Genomic DNA, 15,060 nt, shown 5'->3' with positions numbered 1-15,060 from the left:
GCGCCGCCCGCGCGGCGCTTCGCGGGGCAAGCCCGCTCCCACATTTGTTGCAACGTGCCATGGCCTGATAGGCCATAGTTGTCAGCCTTGTTGGCTCGACGAGATATTTCGGCTGGCACTGCTGCCGCCTCACCTGTGTTTGGTCATGCGCTAAGGCGGACAACCATGGCCTGTCTGGAACGGCGCGTTGCAACAAATGTGGGAGCGGGCTTGCCCCGCGAAGCGCCGCGCGGGCGGCGCTCGGTCTCAATGGCGCCGAAGATCCCAAGGCAAGCGCTTCGCGATGCGCCGCGCGGGCGGCGCTCGATCTCAAGGGCGCTGAAGATCCCAAGGCAAGCGCTTCGCGATGCGCCGCCCGCGCGGCGCTCGATCTCCAGAGCACAAAAAACCTCAAGGCAGGCACCTCTCAGTCCCCGCCATATCCGCCTATATCGGCCACCCCCTCTTTTTCTTTATTCAACCATTCAATTTAAAATCAAGCCCCCGCGTAATCTGCCGCGACATGGCGGTTTTGACATCTGCACCCCACTGCGTCAGAGTGCGCGCTTTTTTGCCTGCAGCTACGAGGAAAGCCAAACCATGAATGCAGTGATTGCCGCGGTCGGCATCATGCTGATACTCAGCCTGTCGCGGGTGCACGTGGTCATCGCCCTGATCATTGGCGCTCTGGTCGGGGGGCTGGTCGGTGGCCTGGGTATAGAAGGCACGCTCAAGGCCTTCAACGGTGGCCTGGGCGGTGGTGCCACGGTGGCGTTGTCGTATGCCTTGCTTGGCGCCTTTGCCGTGGCCATCGCCAAGTCGGGCCTTGCCCACGCGTTGGCCGACCGTGCGCTGGCCATGATCGACCGCCAGGGCCACGCCAACGGCGGCAAGGTCAAATGGCTGCTGATCGGCCTGATGCTGGTGGTGGCGGTATCGTCGCAAAACATCCTGCCCATCCACATCGCCTTCATCCCACTGCTGGTGCCACCGCTGCTGTACGTGCTGACCCGCCTGCGCATCGACCGCCGGCTGATCGCCTGTGTGATCACCTTTGGCCTGATCACCCCGTACATGTTCCTGCCGGTGGGCTTTGGCAACATCTTCCTCAACGAGATCCTGCTGGCCAATGTCGCCCGCGCCGGTGTCGACATCAGTGGTGTCAACGTCACCCATGCCATGGCCATTCCGGCGGCGGGCATGCTGGTCGGGCTGTTGATGGCGGTGTTCATCAGCTACCGCAAGAAGCGCGACTACGACCTGGCGCGTATCGAGCAGGTGGAGCAGGTGAGCGTGGCGTACAACCCGCTGACCCTGCTGGTGGCGGGGCTGGCAATCGCCTCGGCGTTCATCGTGCAGCTGTGGCTGGACTCGATGATCATCGGCGCCATGGTCGGGTTCCTGATCTTCTCGTTGTCCGGCATCGTGCGCTGGAAAGACACCGATGACCTGTTCACCGAAGGCATGAAGATGATGGCCATGATCGGTTTCATCATGATCGCCGCCTCGGGCTTTGCCGATGTGATGAAAGCCACCGGCGAGGTCAACAGCCTGGTCGAAACCTCGGCGCAATGGATCAACCACAGCAAGGGTATCGGTGCCTTGCTGATGCTGCTGGTGGGGTTGCTGGTGACCATGGGTATCGGTTCGTCGTTCTCGACGGTGCCTATTCTGGCGGCGATCTTCGTGCCGCTGTGCGTGCAGTTGGGTTTTGACCCGGTGGCCACGGTGTGCATCGTCGGCACCGCGGGTGCCTTGGGTGATGCCGGCTCGCCGGCATCGGACTCGACCTTGGGGCCAACCTCCGGGCTCAACGTCGACGGCCAGCATCATCACATCTGGGACACCGTGGTGCCGACCTTCATCCATTACAACCTGCCATTGCTGGCATTCGGCTGGCTGGCGGCGATGACGCTGTGAGGCTTCAGCCCTTGTCGGGCGGCGGGGAAATTCTGTTGAGGACGGTGCTGCCGTCCTTGCTGCGGGTCAGGTAGACCGGCAGCACCTTGGGCAGGTTGTCCACCAGCCGGGCGACTTCGTTGGTGTTGTAGACGCCGCTGATGCGGATGCGCCCGGTGCTGGCATCGGCCAGCAGCAGCGGCGCAGCGAGGTAGCGGTTGATGACCGGCAAGGCCTGATCGAGGCTGAGGTTGTCGAGCACCAGCTTGCCGCTGCGCCAGGCCAGGCTATTGCTGTAATCGTCGCTCTCGGCCAGCTGCGGCTCGAAGTCGCCGGTGCGATAACTGGCCTGCATGCCCGGCCCCAGGCGGTACCCCCCCGAGTTGCCGTCGCTGCTGACCAGCACCGAGCCTTCCACCAGGGTGACCTTGACCTGGTCCTGATACTTCCACACGTTGAACTGGGTGCCCGTGACGCGGGTTTGCCCGTGGCCGGCGCGGACGATGAACGGGTGTGCGCTGTCGTGCTGCACCTTGAAGAACGCTTCGCCACGCTTGAGGGTGACCTGGCGCCGGTCCTTGTAATTAAGGTAGGTCAGTTCGGTGTTGAGGTTGAGTTGCACCGAGCTGCCGTCGCTTAACTGTACGGTCTGCGCCTGATTGCCCGCTTCGAAGTGCTGGTAATGGTTCGGCAGCCAACCTTGCTCCCAGCCCACCCAGCCAGCCAAGGGCAGCACCAGCAGGGCAATCGCCGCAGCGTAGGCCGTTGGCCGCCAGTTGCGCGGCCGCGCCACCTGGCGCGCAGGCGGGTTGAAGTCGATGACCGTGGCGTTGCGCGGCAGCAGGTCGGCGGTTTGCCAGATCTCCAGCATCACCTGGTACTCGTGGGCGTGACGCTTGTCCGCCGCCAGCCAACGAGCAAATGCCTCGCGCTCGACCTTCGTGCAATCGTCGGCATGCACGCGCATGCACCAATGCGCGGCGGCGTCGGTGATGGCATCGTCTGGGCTGGGGTTGAGGCGGTCGTGGTTCATTGCGGCTCCGGGTTTTGCGCATTCTACCCTTGCAAGGGGCTGCCGAGAACCGACGTAATGGCGAATGACTATCAGTTAGTTATGTTTTTCGTCGGTTTCGCAAGGGATATTCAGCGTTTGAGAACGCTTCGCGCCCTTGTACCCAGGCCAGCCCGCGATGGGGGGGGCGGGGCGGTGCTGACGGTTTTTGCATAGCCACCTAATGAAAGCTTTGACATTCACTGCCTAGGCAGTAATATTTTTACACAATTGCCCGAGCCGATGCCGATGTCCCATTTCACCCCGGAAAACTTCCAGTCCTGCGCCATCGGCATGCTTCTGGGCCGCGCGGCGATCCTCAAGGACCGCATTCTCGACTGGCACCTGGAATCCGAGGGCGTCACCGCCGCGCAGTTCAAGGTGCTGATCATCGTCACCCAGTACCAGGTGGATACACCGGCCGAACTGTGCCGCTACCTGGGCCTGGACAGCGGCTCGATGACCCGCATGCTCGACCGCCTCGAGCAGAAGGGGCTGATCCTGCGCAACCGCTGCGCCGATGACCGCCGCCAGGTTCGCCTAGCCCTGACCGCCGATGGCCAGCGCCTGGCTGACCGCTTGCCGGAGATTGGCGCGGCGGCGATGAACGAACTGGTCGGCGTGCTCCAGCCCGACGAACTGAAGGCCCTCGAAAGCTTGCTGGCCAAGGTCCTGCTCGGTGCCGGCGACCCTCTGACGATCCGCCGCTTCGGCGATCGTTGATCCCTGTTACGCATTTTCCAAGGTATTGCCATGGCTACTCCTGCAGACACCTCAACCCCCTCCGCCGCACCGGAACCGTCGCGCAAGCGCAAAGCCTGGCTGCTTGGCCTGCTGCTGGTGGTGCTGCTCGCCGGCGCTGGCGCCTGGGCCTGGTACAGCCTGATCGGGCGCTGGCACGAAAGCACCGACGATGCCTATGTGAACGGCAACGTGGTGGAGATCACACCACTGGTTACCGGGACCGTCACCAGCATTGGCGCCGATGACGGCGACCTGGTGCACGCAGGCCAGGTGCTGTTGCAGTTCGACCCGGCCGACAGCGAGGTGGCCTTGCAGGCTGCCGAAGCCAAGCTGGCGCGCACCGTGCGCCAGGTGCGTGGCCTGTACAGCAACGTCGACTCGCTCAAGGCCCAGCTGCAGACGCGCCAGGCCGAGCTGCAGAAGGCCCGGCAGAACTACAACCGGCGCAAGGTGCTGGCCGACAGCGGCGCGATTGCCGCTGAAGAAATCTCCCATGCCCGCGATGACCTGACCGTGGCCCAGGCCGCCGTCAACAGCGCCCAGCAGCAGCTCAACACCAGCACCGCGCTGGTCGATGACACGGTGGTCTCATCGCACCCTGAAGTCATGGCCGCCGCCGCCGACCTGCGCCAGGCCTACCTCGACCACGCCCGCACCACCCTGGTGGCGCCCGTCACCGGCTACGTCGCCAAGCGCACCGTGCAGCTTGGCCAGCGCCTGCAGCCCGGCACCGCGACCATGGCGGTGATCCCGCTGGACGAGGTGTGGATCGACGCCAACTTCAAAGAGACCCAGCTGCGCGACATGCGCATCGGCCAGCCGGTGGAAATCAGCGCCGACCTGTACGGCAGCGAGGTGAAGTACAGCGGTACGGTGGACAGCCTTGGCGCTGGCACCGGCAGCGCCTTCGCCCTGCTGCCAGCGCAGAATGCCACCGGCAACTGGATCAAGATCGTCCAGCGCGTGCCGGTGCGCGTTCACCTCAGCCCTGACCAGCTCAAGGACCACCCGCTGCGCATCGGCCTGTCCACGGTGGTCGAGGTCGACCTGCACGACCAGAGCGGCCCGGCCTTGGCCCAACAGCCACCGCAGCAGGCCAGCTACACCACCCAGGTGTACGACCGCCAGTTGGTCGAGGCTGATGAGCTGATCGCCCGGCTGATCCACCAGAACAGTGCCACCGGCAAGACGGCGCAACGATGAGCAACAACGCTGCGGCGCAGTTCACCCCGCCGAGCCTGCTGCTGACCACCATCGGCCTGTCGTTGGCGACCTTCATGCAGGTGCTCGACACCACGATCGCCAACGTGGCGTTGCCGACCATTTCCGGCAACCTGGGCGTGAGTTACGAGCAGGGCACCTGGGTGATTACCTCGTTTGCGGTGAGTAACGCCATCGCCTTGCCGCTGACCGGCTGGCTCAGCCGGCGTTTCGGCGAGGTGAAGCTGTTCATCTGGGCCACGCTGCTGTTCGTGCTGGCGTCGTTCTTGTGCGGTATCGCCCAGTCGATGCCGGAGCTGGTCGGCTTTCGGGTATTGCAGGGCGTGGTGGCCGGGCCGCTGTACCCGATGACCCAGACCTTGCTGATTGCCGTGTATCCGCCAGCCAAACGGGGGATGGCGCTGGCCTTGCTGGCGATGGTCACGGTGGTGGCGCCGATTGCCGGGCCGATCCTTGGGGGGTGGATCACCGACAGCTACAGCTGGCCCTGGATCTTCTTCATCAACGTGCCGATCGGCCTGTTCGCCGCTGCCGTGGTGCGCCAGCAAATGCGCACGCGGCCGGTGGTCACCAGCCGCCAGCCGATGGACTACATCGGTCTGCTGACGTTGATCGTCGGGGTGGGCGCGTTGCAGGTGGTGCTCGACAAGGGCAATGACCTGGACTGGTTCGAATCGTCGTTCATCATTGTCGGCAGTTTGATCTCGGTGGTGTTCCTGGCGATCTTCATCATCTGGGAGCTGACCGACCGCCACCCGGTGGTCAACCTGCGGCTGTTCGCGCACCGCAATTTCCGCATCGGCACGATCGTGTTGGTGGGGGGCTATGCGGGGTTCTTCGGCATCAACCTGATCCTGCCGCAGTGGTTGCAGACGCAGATGGGCTACACCGCTACCTGGGCGGGCCTGGCGGTGGCCCCGATCGGCTTGCTGCCGGTGATCATGTCGCCGTTCGTGGGCAAATACGCGCATCGCTTCGACTTGCGGGTGCTGGCAGGGCTGGCCTTCCTGGCGATCGGCACCAGTTGCTTCATGCGTGCAGGGTTCACCAACGAGGTGGACTTCCAGCACATTGCCCTGGTGCAGCTGTTCATGGGGATCGGCGTGGCGTTGTTCTTCATGCCGACCTTGAGCATCCTGCTCTCGGATTTGCCGCCGCAGCAGATTGCCGATGGCTCGGGGCTGGCGACGTTCTTGCGTACGCTGGGCGGTAGTTTTGCGGCGTCGTTGACCACGTGGATCTGGATTCGCCGGGCGGACCAGCACCATGCGTACCTGAGTGAGCACATCAGCCAGTACGACCCGGCAACGCGGCACACGCTGGAGCAACTGGGCGGGGCCAGCCCGCAGAGTTATGCGCAGCTGGAGCAGATACTCAATGGGCAGGCATACATGATGTCGACGGTGGATTACTTCACCTTGATGGGCTGGGTGTTTGCCGGGTTGATTCTGTTGGTGTGGTTTGCCAAGCCGCCGTTTACGGCGAAGGCGGGGCCGGCTTCGGCGGGGCATTGAGCGAGTTCGCCTTGGGCGCGTTTGCTGCCTGTGAGATCGAGCGCCGCCCGTGCGGCGCATCGCGGATGAATCCGCTCCTACGGTTTGTTCCGGGCCAGTCAATCCTGTGAGGCCAGGGTTGCCAGCCCTACCGCATGACTCAAAACTGTAGGAGCTGATTCATCCGCGATGCGCCGAGCGGGCGGCGCTCGATCTCACCGGCGCAAGACCGCCAAGCCCACCGCTAGGGGTGGGTGCGTAAGCGTCCGGCGAACTCACCTTCTGAACTCCAGCTTCAAGGGCGATGGTGTCCGCGTATTTTTAAGCGGCCGCGATCACCTTTATCGCCGAAAACCAGATACGGCAATGTGCACTCGGGCGCTCGAACTGGCTGTTTGCCGGGTCCCTGCGCAGTGGTAAACGGGCGGCTGCAATCATGGGCTTGATCCAGTCGGCGCGTATGAATGAGCATGATCCGTATGCCTATCTCAAAGATGTGCTGACGCGGTCGCCAACACAGTGGGCCAGTGAGATCGGGCAACTGTTGCCGCATCAGTGGGTGCCTGCTTAACTTACGTAAGGTGAGTTAGGCGGACGCTTACCCTAGGCGGGATTAATCCTCTGTTCTAATTCGGTATAGTCCACCTTCCCCAGCAGCCATTCCCCCGTTGACGATCATAATATAAGGGGTCTTTTGCGGGTACTGGGAACGGTTGCGGCTTTTGCTCTCAGAAGGGTTGTCTGGGCTACCGGCCGGAAACTGCCAGAGTAAAACCCCCTCAGCTGATAATGCGCACGTTAGCGGAGTCATTTTTTTTCCCTCCGCGAGCATCTCATTCTGTATATATTCGGGTACGCCAACCTTCAGCGGCAAGCGCTCCCAGTCGTCAGGTGAGTCACCTTGGGCAAGAATTGCAAAGCCGTTGCCATCTTTAACGATTTTCACGGTTGCTTCATTCTCGGGACGAAGATTATCGGGACGATTGGAGAAACTACCGACAAATCCGTCACAGGCGTAATCAGCCGCCGTTGCTGTCGTGCCAAAGGTCAGTGCAATGAGCGAAAGAAGCGTCATACGGGTTACTTTCGAGACTGGCAAACGGAGAAATTTACGCATGAAAAAAGTCCTTTATGGATGTGATTTGACTCAGGGTGTAAGCCATCACCATTAGCACTCTGGCGATCAGCTGATGAGGTTTGCGGTTGGAGGTGCGAGGCTTGTGACTACACAACGCTCACATTCAGCGCATGGCTGGCCACGCCGTGACACCCGCATGCCAGCCGATGGCCTTGCAGCACCACAGGCTTACCGTTCAGGCGTCGGCGAGGGTGCCCTTCGACAAAGGCAAAAACCCCTAGGTGAAGCGGGCAACTGGCCTTGTCGCCCAGCACCGCTGGCGTTTTGCCGTTGACGGTGTGGGTGCCAGCCAGCTGGCATGACAGCACGCTGCCCCCGCTGCTGGTGGGGTCGCCCAGGCAGATGGGAGAGCTCATGCCTAGGATCGTCCGGCGCTTGGGAGGCCATACTTGAAGGGGTCAGCGCCGCGGTTCTGCTGGTTCTTCGCTTTGCGTGCCTCATCCGGCGGGCTGATCATCTGCACGGTGAGGCTGCCGTCGCTGCCGGCGTACACCACGGCACTGGCACCGCCGTCGTGGTAGCTGGCGATGGTGGCCAAGTTGATTTCCACCAGTGCGCTGCTGACGCCGGTATTGCCCAGGCGTCGACCGATGTCGTAGCCCTCGTCGACATTGCCCAGGTCCAGGCCTTGGCCATCGGTATTGAGGCTGTGCAAGGCATTGGTCAGGGCGATTTCCGCTTCAGCGTTGTTAGTGGTGTCGTAGAACACGCGTAGCGGTTTTTGCCCATCGGGCAGAGTGTCGAGGGCCTTGAGCCAACCGGCCTGCAGGGCCTTGGCCTGCAATGCGGGTTTGAGGCGCTTGCCGTGTTCGTCCTGCATCGAGACCTTGATTGGACGGTGCAGGTAGCCCAGCACTGGTGCGGCGTCGAACTCTTTCAGTTGGTGGTCGGCCCAACGCACGGGCAGCCAGGGGGACGGTTCGAAATGGCCTGGGCCGCGGTTATTGAGGGTTTTCCACAAGGTGGGTAGTTGCGATTGCCAGTAGGCGCTGGACATGGTGGTCGGGCCCATCAGGATGTTAACGCCTTTGGCATGTTCGGCGGCTTCATACCAGTCTATAAATGCCTTGCTCCGATCCCAATAAAACGCCCACAACTTGCCGAAGTCAGTTTTTTTGTCCTGATTGTCCTCGGCGTCACGGGTAACGAAGGGGCGAATGTAGCGGTCCACTCGGTCCGAGCGCGTGACCAGCAGGCCAGTCGCGTTTTCGTAGATCTTCGGAACCACGTGGCCATTTTGCAATCCCGGTGTGCCGGGTTTGCGATAGCCGTTTCGTATCACGTCACCGTCTCGGCTCGCGATTAAAGCCTGTGGCACCTTGGGGTTATCGTCAAAAAACGTGAACAGTCGCTCGATCATGCCTTGCGCATGGGTTGTGCTTTGATCGTCTTGCCACAGAAATTGGGTAACACCCAGGGTCGCAGCATTACGTCCTGTATTGATCAGGCCCGCTGCTGTGAAAGAGCTATCGTAGGGGGCAGGCGGTCCTAGCGCAAATACCGGGATCGGCCAGTAGGCCACTGCCTCACCTGCCGAATTCTTGAACGCAATACGGGCTTTAATTTTCGCGGAATTTTCCCGCGAGGTTAATGACGGGTTGTAGTCTTTCGCGTCCTGCGGGTAAATCGAGGCGAAATTGTCGTTCTTCTTTTTTATGAACTGCCAGATCTTGGACTGGCCGTCTGTGTAAATTCCAAGTCCAACCCCCCGAATCTCCAGAGCGTAGGTCCGCGCTCGCGTGGCCTGCTGCTCGGCGTTTTTGGCCTCTATCTGGTTGCGATAATTCGCAAGCTCTGCTTTCTCACTTGCCAGGGCATTGCCCCACCAGTGAGTGCCAAAGATCACCAGCAACGAGCTGACAATAGCGGCGATGCCCCAGGCCATGACGGGTTTCATGTCGCGAAGTACCATGTCGGTTTCCTGTGCTTTGAGTTGGACAATCCAGATGAAGCCGAGCCAGAGCACAATTAGCACCCCGGCGATTAGCTGATAAGGTTTCAGGCTGGGGCGTGACGTAGGAGAGGGCGTGTAGTCCTTCATCGGCCGACTCCTTTGTCAGTTGCATTGGCTACTAGGGACGGTGGCGTTAGCGAGACCAGGCCTGAAGGGGGAAACACACCCAGCTCATAATACTTATTACTGGCAGTCACCAATCCTTGAGCCTCCCCACTCAGTCTCGACCAACCTGGCAATTTAGTGATTTTGCTGAATGTCGTCTCATCCATCTTCCAATCCGCAATCGCAACCAACACCTCCCGCATAGCCGGATCATCAAGGCTGTGCGCCTGGCCAATCGCAATGTCCATCGCCGTTACCCAGCGTTGGTTCTCCGGGCTGCGCAAAACCGCTGAATGATAGCTGTTAAGGTCCATTTCAGCCGGATCTGTGGGCATCCGGGCCTGGATTTCATTAGGCGTTTCTTCACGGAAAATGACGTAATGATCCTGGGTCTTCAGCATCGGATTACCCGACACGGGTTCTTGGCGTATGGCTGCTGTTTGATCGCCGGGCTCTTTGCCAGCGTTCCACCGAGCACGTTCTTCTTCCCGGTCGACCCGGGTAGGGTTGGTACGGACCTTGATCGATTTGAACTCGGCCATCGGGTTGCCCAACGCAGAGCGGATGCTGACGTCATCGGGGCTGTCCATACCTGCCTGGGTGGGGGTGCCGGTTACCGCCTCACCGCCGAACATCTGAGGCGCGTGGGGTGGGTTCAAGGATTCGGCATTGATCAGGCGTTCTTCACCTTTTGCCATAGGCGCTTGCGAGACCACTGCGGCCCCTGACCAGCCGCCTGGGTATCGGGGCTCTCCCTGCGCCCGCAGCACTGTTTGTTGTATGGCGTCACCGACCAGCACCGGCTCGCCGTTGCGATACCGCTTGGTCCACATGCGCTGGTAAAAGCGCAAGGCCTGCAACGCCGCCATCGCTGGTCTTCCGTCAGGCAAGGCGTTGGGCACGCCATAGGTACCGATGCCCTGGACGTCGTCCAGCGCGACAGTGGTGTCGTCCGGACTGAAGTACAGGTATACCTTGCCGCGATTATCACGCTCTGGAAAAACGGTGATGTTGCCGACCTTGTCCTTGCGCGTGCCCTGTGTGGGCGACCACTTTGGGCCCGTGCGACCGCCGTAGGTTTTGTTGTCCCTGAGTGCGGACAGCGGCGGCTGGGTATGAGGTGCCTGGGTGACCGCCGTGGCGATGTTGATCAGCGTCGCGAGTGTGTCATGGCCTTTGGGCGTGGCCTTGGGCAGGACACTGTAAGGCGTGTCCACCATGATGACTGTGTCGGCGCAGCGTTGGCCCTTATCGATCAACAAGGCCTGGGCCAGCAGGGTAATCAAGGTGCCTTGACTGTGGCCCATGATGGTAATGGTTTCATCAGGCGATATGCGACGGATCTCACTGACCAGCATGGCCAGTCGCGTCGCCGCCAACACAAAGTAACGCCGATGCGGCCCTTTTCCCATGTACTGAGGGTTGGATAGCGAGGGTTGCGCAAATATCCGGAGGAGCTTGGCAAAGCCTTTACCGTACATCTCCAGCAGGTTGTTGGTGGCGTTGGCGAAAAAACCGCCGCCCTTGGCAAAGTGCCGGTCCAGACGGTTCTCGAAGACGTCCTGGTATTGGTCGCGCAGTTTGGTCGGATCGTTATTTTCATCGCGCTTGATCTCGCCAGGCTCGGCGCGATAGCCCCAGTAGAATGGGATCATCAGGCTGCGGGTTTTGGGATCGTCCGCGTCTCGCTGATAAAGGTACGTATCTGGATCGTCGAGTGTGGCTTTGTGATCCTCACCGCGTTCCTCAATCGGGATAACTTTCGCAGCATTGTAACCAGTCCCATACCGCCCCGCCTTCAGATCAGGCCGATCCAATCGCTCATTCACCCCCTGGCACAACCCCGTCTCTACCGACTCGTATGAAGCCCCCGGGTCATTCACGCCGTGCAAGAAGATCACCACCCCTGGCAGGTCGGCGGGCACCTCCATTTTGCGTTCGGTACTGAAGTTGGGTACCAGCCGGGTGACACTTTCAGCCACGGTAATTTGATCGCCACTCATTGGCTGCCTCCTTTGCTGCCGGTGCTGCGCAGGGCAGCCACTTGTGCCTGGTGCATCGCTTCGCGCTCGACGTGTTCGGTGAGCCCGCTGGCGTCGGTCAGGCCTTGTACAGTGCTGCCGTCTTCGAGCTTGATCTGGTAGGCGTGGTCAACGGCCATTCGCACGCTGTCGTCGGCGTGCCCCGGGTAGTGGAAAGCCAGGCGTTGCGCCGCCGGGTCGCGGGTGAATGCCGGTACCTGGGCGCTGTCGGTGTTGGGCCCGACCCAGTCATGCTCGCTGGCATGGACGATCACCTTGCCTTGGCTGCCGATTTCGACGCCGCCCCCGATCTTGATGTAACTGCCGTCATCGGCCACCAGGCGGATGGTTGGCGCGGTGACGACCACCTCGCCTTCGGCGGCCGACAGGTGCAGGTTTTTCTGTGCGTTGACGGTGATGTCGTCTTCCTGGGCCTGGACCAGCACTTTGCCGCGGTTGGCGATAGCACTGATACCCTCGTCCTGGGCGAAGGCAGCGATGCCCTTGCCGGCTTGCAGGCGCATGGCCGCGCCGCTGGTCAACTGCAGGTGGTCCTGGGCGGTGGTGTCGTGGTTAGCACCGGCATAGTGGATTTGCGAACGCGGTGTGGCACTGGTGATACCTGCCTCGGCCGCAACGGCCATGACTGGCTTGCCCGGGCTGTCGCTGTCGGGCGTTGGCCACTGTTTCAGCGCCTGGCTCAAGGCGTCGATGCCCTCGCTGTTTACCGCTGCCCCGCCTCGTGCGGCAGCGGTTTGCCCGAGGCTTTTGAACAGCTCCCCGCACTCGGCCAGCAGCGTCAGCAGCTCTTCGCGGTCCAGTTGCGCCCCCGTGGCGTCCTGGCGTGCATAGGTGGTCAGCAACATGCCTTGGGCCGCACGCAGGGCAATCGCGGCGTCGGTGCGCAATTCGGCCCCGTTGCCACGGGCCTTGGCCTGGCCATCAGTGCGTGGCTCGGTGAGCTTGCCCAGGTTGAGTGCTGTGGCCTGATGCGTGGTGCCGACGCGGGCCCGCAAGGCGCCCGGTGTGTCATCGAACAACAGCTCGTTGAACCCACGGCCCTTGTGCTCCTGGGTCTGGATGCCGGAAAGCGCACGGTTGCCGGGCAGGCCGGAGGCTTTGCTGAAACGCGGCGGCGTTTGGTCGGCGTTGTACAGCACCGAGGTGACCACGGGGCGGTCGATATCACCTGCCAGGAAGGTGACCAACACTTCCTGGCCGATACGTGGCAAGAACTGATGACCGAAGCCACTGCCGGCGCTGGGCATCGCCACCCGCACCCAGGTGGTGCCCTGCGGCAGGCTGCTTGCGCGCTGCCAGTGGAACCTGACCTGGACCCGCGCCAGTTCGTCGGTAAAGACTTCTTCCCCCTCCGGCCCGACCACGATCGCACTGAGCGGCCCATTGATGGTGGGGCGCGCCACGGTGATCGGGTGGCGATAAGGGATGCGCTGGCGAATACAGACAAATTGGTTGTCGTAACCTGCCGGCTCATCCGAAAAGTAGTTGTTACGCCCGCGGTGCTCGACCGACACCAGCAGGAACTGGCGATCATCTACTGCGCCGCCTTCATGGTCGAAGTGCTGGGTCAGCTCGAAGCTGTAGCCCGGCCGCATGGCCCGGCAGTTGCTGGTGCCGGTAAAGGTCTTGGCTTGGGCTTCGATGATCTCCAGGTGGCGACGGACCAGGGACTCACCCTCGTCGTGCAGGCCATGGCTGTAGGCACCGAAAAAATCATAGACCTCGTAGGGCGGGACGTCGCCCTGTTCATTCAGGCTGTCCATGTGGATGGACAATGGATTTCTTGGCTGCTTGTAATCGAAGGTCTGGATGGCCATCGTGCCCGGTTGCAAGGCCCGGTGACTGCGCCACTGGGTGATCGAGTCACTGGTCTCGGTGACGAAGGCGCTGTGGTAGCGGATCTGCGGTTGTTCGGGCAGCGCTTCCAGGCCTTGGGATCTATCCGTGATGATCAGGCTGTGGCCGTCCTTGCAATGATCGAAGTAGAAGAACAGGCCGTCCTGCTCCAGCAAGCGCAACACGAAATCCAGGTCGGTTTCGCGGTACTGGGTGATGTAGCTGTGTGACTTGAGCGGCCTGAGCAGGCGAAACTCGTATTCGCGCAACCCACCATAATGCTCGAACACCGTGCGGATGACCGTTTCAACGGTCTTCTCTTGAAAGATCCGCGAATCCACACGACGCGACAGCATCCATAGCCATGGGCTCAGGGTCGCGCTGTAACGCGCCAGGCCACCGTCACTGCCCAGCAGGTTGAACCGAGTGATGTGACCATGAATATGGCGCACCCCGCCGTCGGCCAGTTCGATCTCCAGATGGGCGGGTTGCCCCATCAATGACTTGAGTTCAAGCCTGGCATCCTGGCTGATCAGTGCCAGCTCGAAGCTGAACAGCGTGGACAACCCTTCATTGCCGCTGAAATGCTCCAGCAATAACGCCTGGTCATCCTGAATAGGGGTAGTGAGTTTGATCAGGCGGCGGTTTTGGGGTGCAAAAATACTCGTCAATTCCATCGACGTTGGATTCCTTGGCAAAACAAGCTGCGCAACCTATCACAGGTTGCGACAAAACCCGACGCAACGCGTCGAGCCATAGTTTGTCAAGTCGTGACGATCGTTCCAATAACAGGTTTTTTCCCCTATCGTCGAAGGTCCGTCCCCTGAACGATCCGTTAAACACCATGCACAAAGTCATCGTCATCACCGGCGCCAGCCGCGGCATCGGCGCGGCCACCGCCTTGCAGGCCGCCCGAGAGGGCTACCGCATCTGCATCAACTACCACGCCGACGACCAGGCCGCCGAAAACCTCCTTGCACAGGTCCGTGCGCTGGGTGCCGAGGCCATCACCGTGCGTGCCGACGCCAGCGTCGAAGATGAGGTGATCCAGCTGTTCCAACGCGTCGACCACGAACTCGGCCCGGTCACCGCGCTGGTCAACAATGCCGGCACCATCGGCCTGCAGAGCCGTGTCGAGGACATGTCCGAGTTTCGCCTTCTCAAGGTGATGAAAACCAATGTCGTCGGCCCGATGCTTTGCGCCAAGCATGCGCTGCTGCGCATGGCCCGGCGGCACGGCGGCCAGGGTGGCGCCATTGTCAATGTGTCCTCGGTGGCCTCGCGCCTGGGCTCACCCAACGAATATGTCGACTACGCCGCCTCCAAAGGCGCCCTCGACACCTTCACCATCGGCCTGGCCAAGGAAGTGGCGGGCGAGGGCGTGCGCGTCAATGGCGTGCGCCCCGGTTACATCCACACCGGCTTTCATGCCCTGTCTGGTGACCCCGACCGGGTGGCCAAGCTCGAGCCAGGCCTGCCCATGGGGCGCGGTGGGCGCCCCGAAGAAGTGGCCGAGGCGATTCTCTGGCTGCTGTCGGAAAAAGCCTCCTACAGTACCGGCAGCTTCATCGACCTCGGCGGCGGCCGCTGATCGCGGC

Annotated in this window: 11 protein-coding genes and 1 pseudogene; 6 read left to right on the top strand and 6 right to left on the bottom strand. The window is 61.6% G+C overall.

The annotated features are described in order from the left end of the window. Positions 1–579 precede the first annotated feature (579 nt). Entirely contained in the window at positions 580–1,899 is a 1,320-nt protein-coding gene (locus tag ACFY68_RS17280) for a Na+/H+ antiporter family protein (protein ID WP_387529630.1), read from the top strand. 4 nt (positions 1,900–1,903) lie between these two features. Here the strand turns inward: ACFY68_RS17280 and ACFY68_RS17275 are convergent, their stop codons facing one another. Then, the gene (locus ACFY68_RS17275) at positions 1,904–2,911 is read right to left on the bottom strand and encodes a FecR family protein (protein ID WP_387529627.1); all 1,008 of its coding nucleotides are present in this window, start codon (positions 2,909–2,911) and stop codon (positions 1,904–1,906) included. Between the two features lie 267 nt (positions 2,912–3,178). On the opposite strand from ACFY68_RS17275, the gene ACFY68_RS17270 reads away from it, so the two are divergent. The 4 genes and pseudogenes from ACFY68_RS17270 to ACFY68_RS17255 form a co-directional block, all read left to right on the top strand. Continuing rightward, positions 3,179–3,652 (top strand): MarR family winged helix-turn-helix transcriptional regulator, encoded by a 474-nt coding sequence (locus tag ACFY68_RS17270; RefSeq protein WP_387529624.1) that lies wholly within the window; start codon positions 3,179–3,181, stop codon positions 3,650–3,652. Positions 3,653–3,682: 30 nt separating this feature from the next. After that, complete coding sequence (locus tag ACFY68_RS17265; RefSeq protein WP_387529621.1) at positions 3,683–4,876, top strand: HlyD family efflux transporter periplasmic adaptor subunit; 1,194 nt, start codon at positions 3,683–3,685, stop codon at positions 4,874–4,876. Further along, a complete protein-coding gene (locus ACFY68_RS17260) occupies positions 4,873–6,408 on the top strand; it encodes a DHA2 family efflux MFS transporter permease subunit (protein WP_346613051.1) in 1,536 nt (511 codons plus the stop codon). The genes ACFY68_RS17265 and ACFY68_RS17260 overlap by 4 nt, the downstream gene beginning before the upstream one ends. Positions 6,409–6,736: 328 nt before the next feature. Further along, positions 6,737–6,958 (top strand): annotated as a pseudogene (locus ACFY68_RS17255) (transposase domain-containing protein); the annotation flags it as partial. Positions 6,959–7,000: 42 nt separating this feature from the next. Here ACFY68_RS17255 and ACFY68_RS17250 read toward each other — a convergent pair. The 5 genes from ACFY68_RS17250 to ACFY68_RS17230 all read right to left on the bottom strand — a co-directional run bounded on the left by ACFY68_RS17250 (position 7,001) and on the right by ACFY68_RS17230 (position 14,139). Beyond that, entirely contained in the window at positions 7,001–7,504 is a 504-nt protein-coding gene (locus ACFY68_RS17250) for a hypothetical protein (RefSeq protein WP_387529618.1), read from the bottom strand. Positions 7,505–7,611: 107 nt separating this feature from the next. Further along, positions 7,612–7,881: a PAAR domain-containing protein gene (locus ACFY68_RS17245; protein WP_387529615.1), complete on the bottom strand. Its 270-nt coding sequence runs from the start codon at positions 7,879–7,881 to the stop codon at positions 7,612–7,614. A gap of 2 nt (positions 7,882–7,883) precedes the next feature. Then, entirely contained in the window at positions 7,884–9,566 is a 1,683-nt protein-coding gene (locus ACFY68_RS17240) for a DUF2875 family protein (RefSeq protein ID WP_387529612.1), read from the bottom strand. Then, a complete protein-coding gene (locus ACFY68_RS17235) occupies positions 9,563–11,587 on the bottom strand; it encodes a DUF3274 domain-containing protein (RefSeq protein WP_387529609.1) in 2,025 nt (674 codons plus the stop codon). The genes ACFY68_RS17240 and ACFY68_RS17235 overlap by 4 nt, the downstream gene beginning before the upstream one ends. Beyond that, positions 11,584–14,139, bottom strand: a complete 2,556-nt coding sequence (locus ACFY68_RS17230; protein ID WP_387529606.1) for a type VI secretion system Vgr family protein — start codon at positions 14,137–14,139, stop codon at positions 11,584–11,586. Before ACFY68_RS17230 ends, ACFY68_RS17235 begins: the two co-directional genes overlap by 4 nt. A 167-nt stretch (positions 14,140–14,306) precedes the next feature. Between ACFY68_RS17230 and ACFY68_RS17225 the strand changes: the two genes are divergently transcribed. Next, a complete protein-coding gene (locus tag ACFY68_RS17225; RefSeq protein WP_346613057.1) occupies positions 14,307–15,053 on the top strand; it encodes an SDR family oxidoreductase in 747 nt (248 codons plus the stop codon). The last annotated feature ends 7 nt before the right edge of the window (positions 15,054–15,060 follow it).

The sequence above is a fragment of the Pseudomonas sp. NPDC012596 genome, assembly GCF_042902325.1.
Lineage (GTDB): Bacteria > Pseudomonadota > Gammaproteobacteria > Pseudomonadales > Pseudomonadaceae > Aquipseudomonas.
This window is presented reverse-complemented; position numbering and strand designations above follow the sequence as displayed.

Coding starts and splice junctions, on each gene's coding strand:
- ACFY68_RS17280 (WP_387529630.1), top strand. CDS start 580: ATGAATGCAGTGATTGCCGCGGTCGGCATCATGCTGATACTCAGCCTG.
- ACFY68_RS17275 (WP_387529627.1), bottom strand. CDS start 2,911: ATGAACCACGACCGCCTCAACCCCAGCCCAGACGATGCCATCACCGAC.
- ACFY68_RS17270 (WP_387529624.1), top strand. CDS start 3,179: ATGTCCCATTTCACCCCGGAAAACTTCCAGTCCTGCGCCATCGGCATG.
- ACFY68_RS17265 (WP_387529621.1), top strand. CDS start 3,683: ATGGCTACTCCTGCAGACACCTCAACCCCCTCCGCCGCACCGGAACCG.
- ACFY68_RS17260 (WP_346613051.1), top strand. CDS start 4,873: ATGAGCAACAACGCTGCGGCGCAGTTCACCCCGCCGAGCCTGCTGCTG.
- ACFY68_RS17250 (WP_387529618.1), bottom strand. CDS start 7,504: ATGCGTAAATTTCTCCGTTTGCCAGTCTCGAAAGTAACCCGTATGACG.
- ACFY68_RS17245 (WP_387529615.1), bottom strand. CDS start 7,881: ATGAGCTCTCCCATCTGCCTGGGCGACCCCACCAGCAGCGGGGGCAGC.
- ACFY68_RS17240 (WP_387529612.1), bottom strand. CDS start 9,566: ATGAAGGACTACACGCCCTCTCCTACGTCACGCCCCAGCCTGAAACCT.
- ACFY68_RS17235 (WP_387529609.1), bottom strand. CDS start 11,587: ATGAGTGGCGATCAAATTACCGTGGCTGAAAGTGTCACCCGGCTGGTA.
- ACFY68_RS17230 (WP_387529606.1), bottom strand. CDS start 14,139: ATGGAATTGACGAGTATTTTTGCACCCCAAAACCGCCGCCTGATCAAA.
- ACFY68_RS17225 (WP_346613057.1), top strand. CDS start 14,307: ATGCACAAAGTCATCGTCATCACCGGCGCCAGCCGCGGCATCGGCGCG.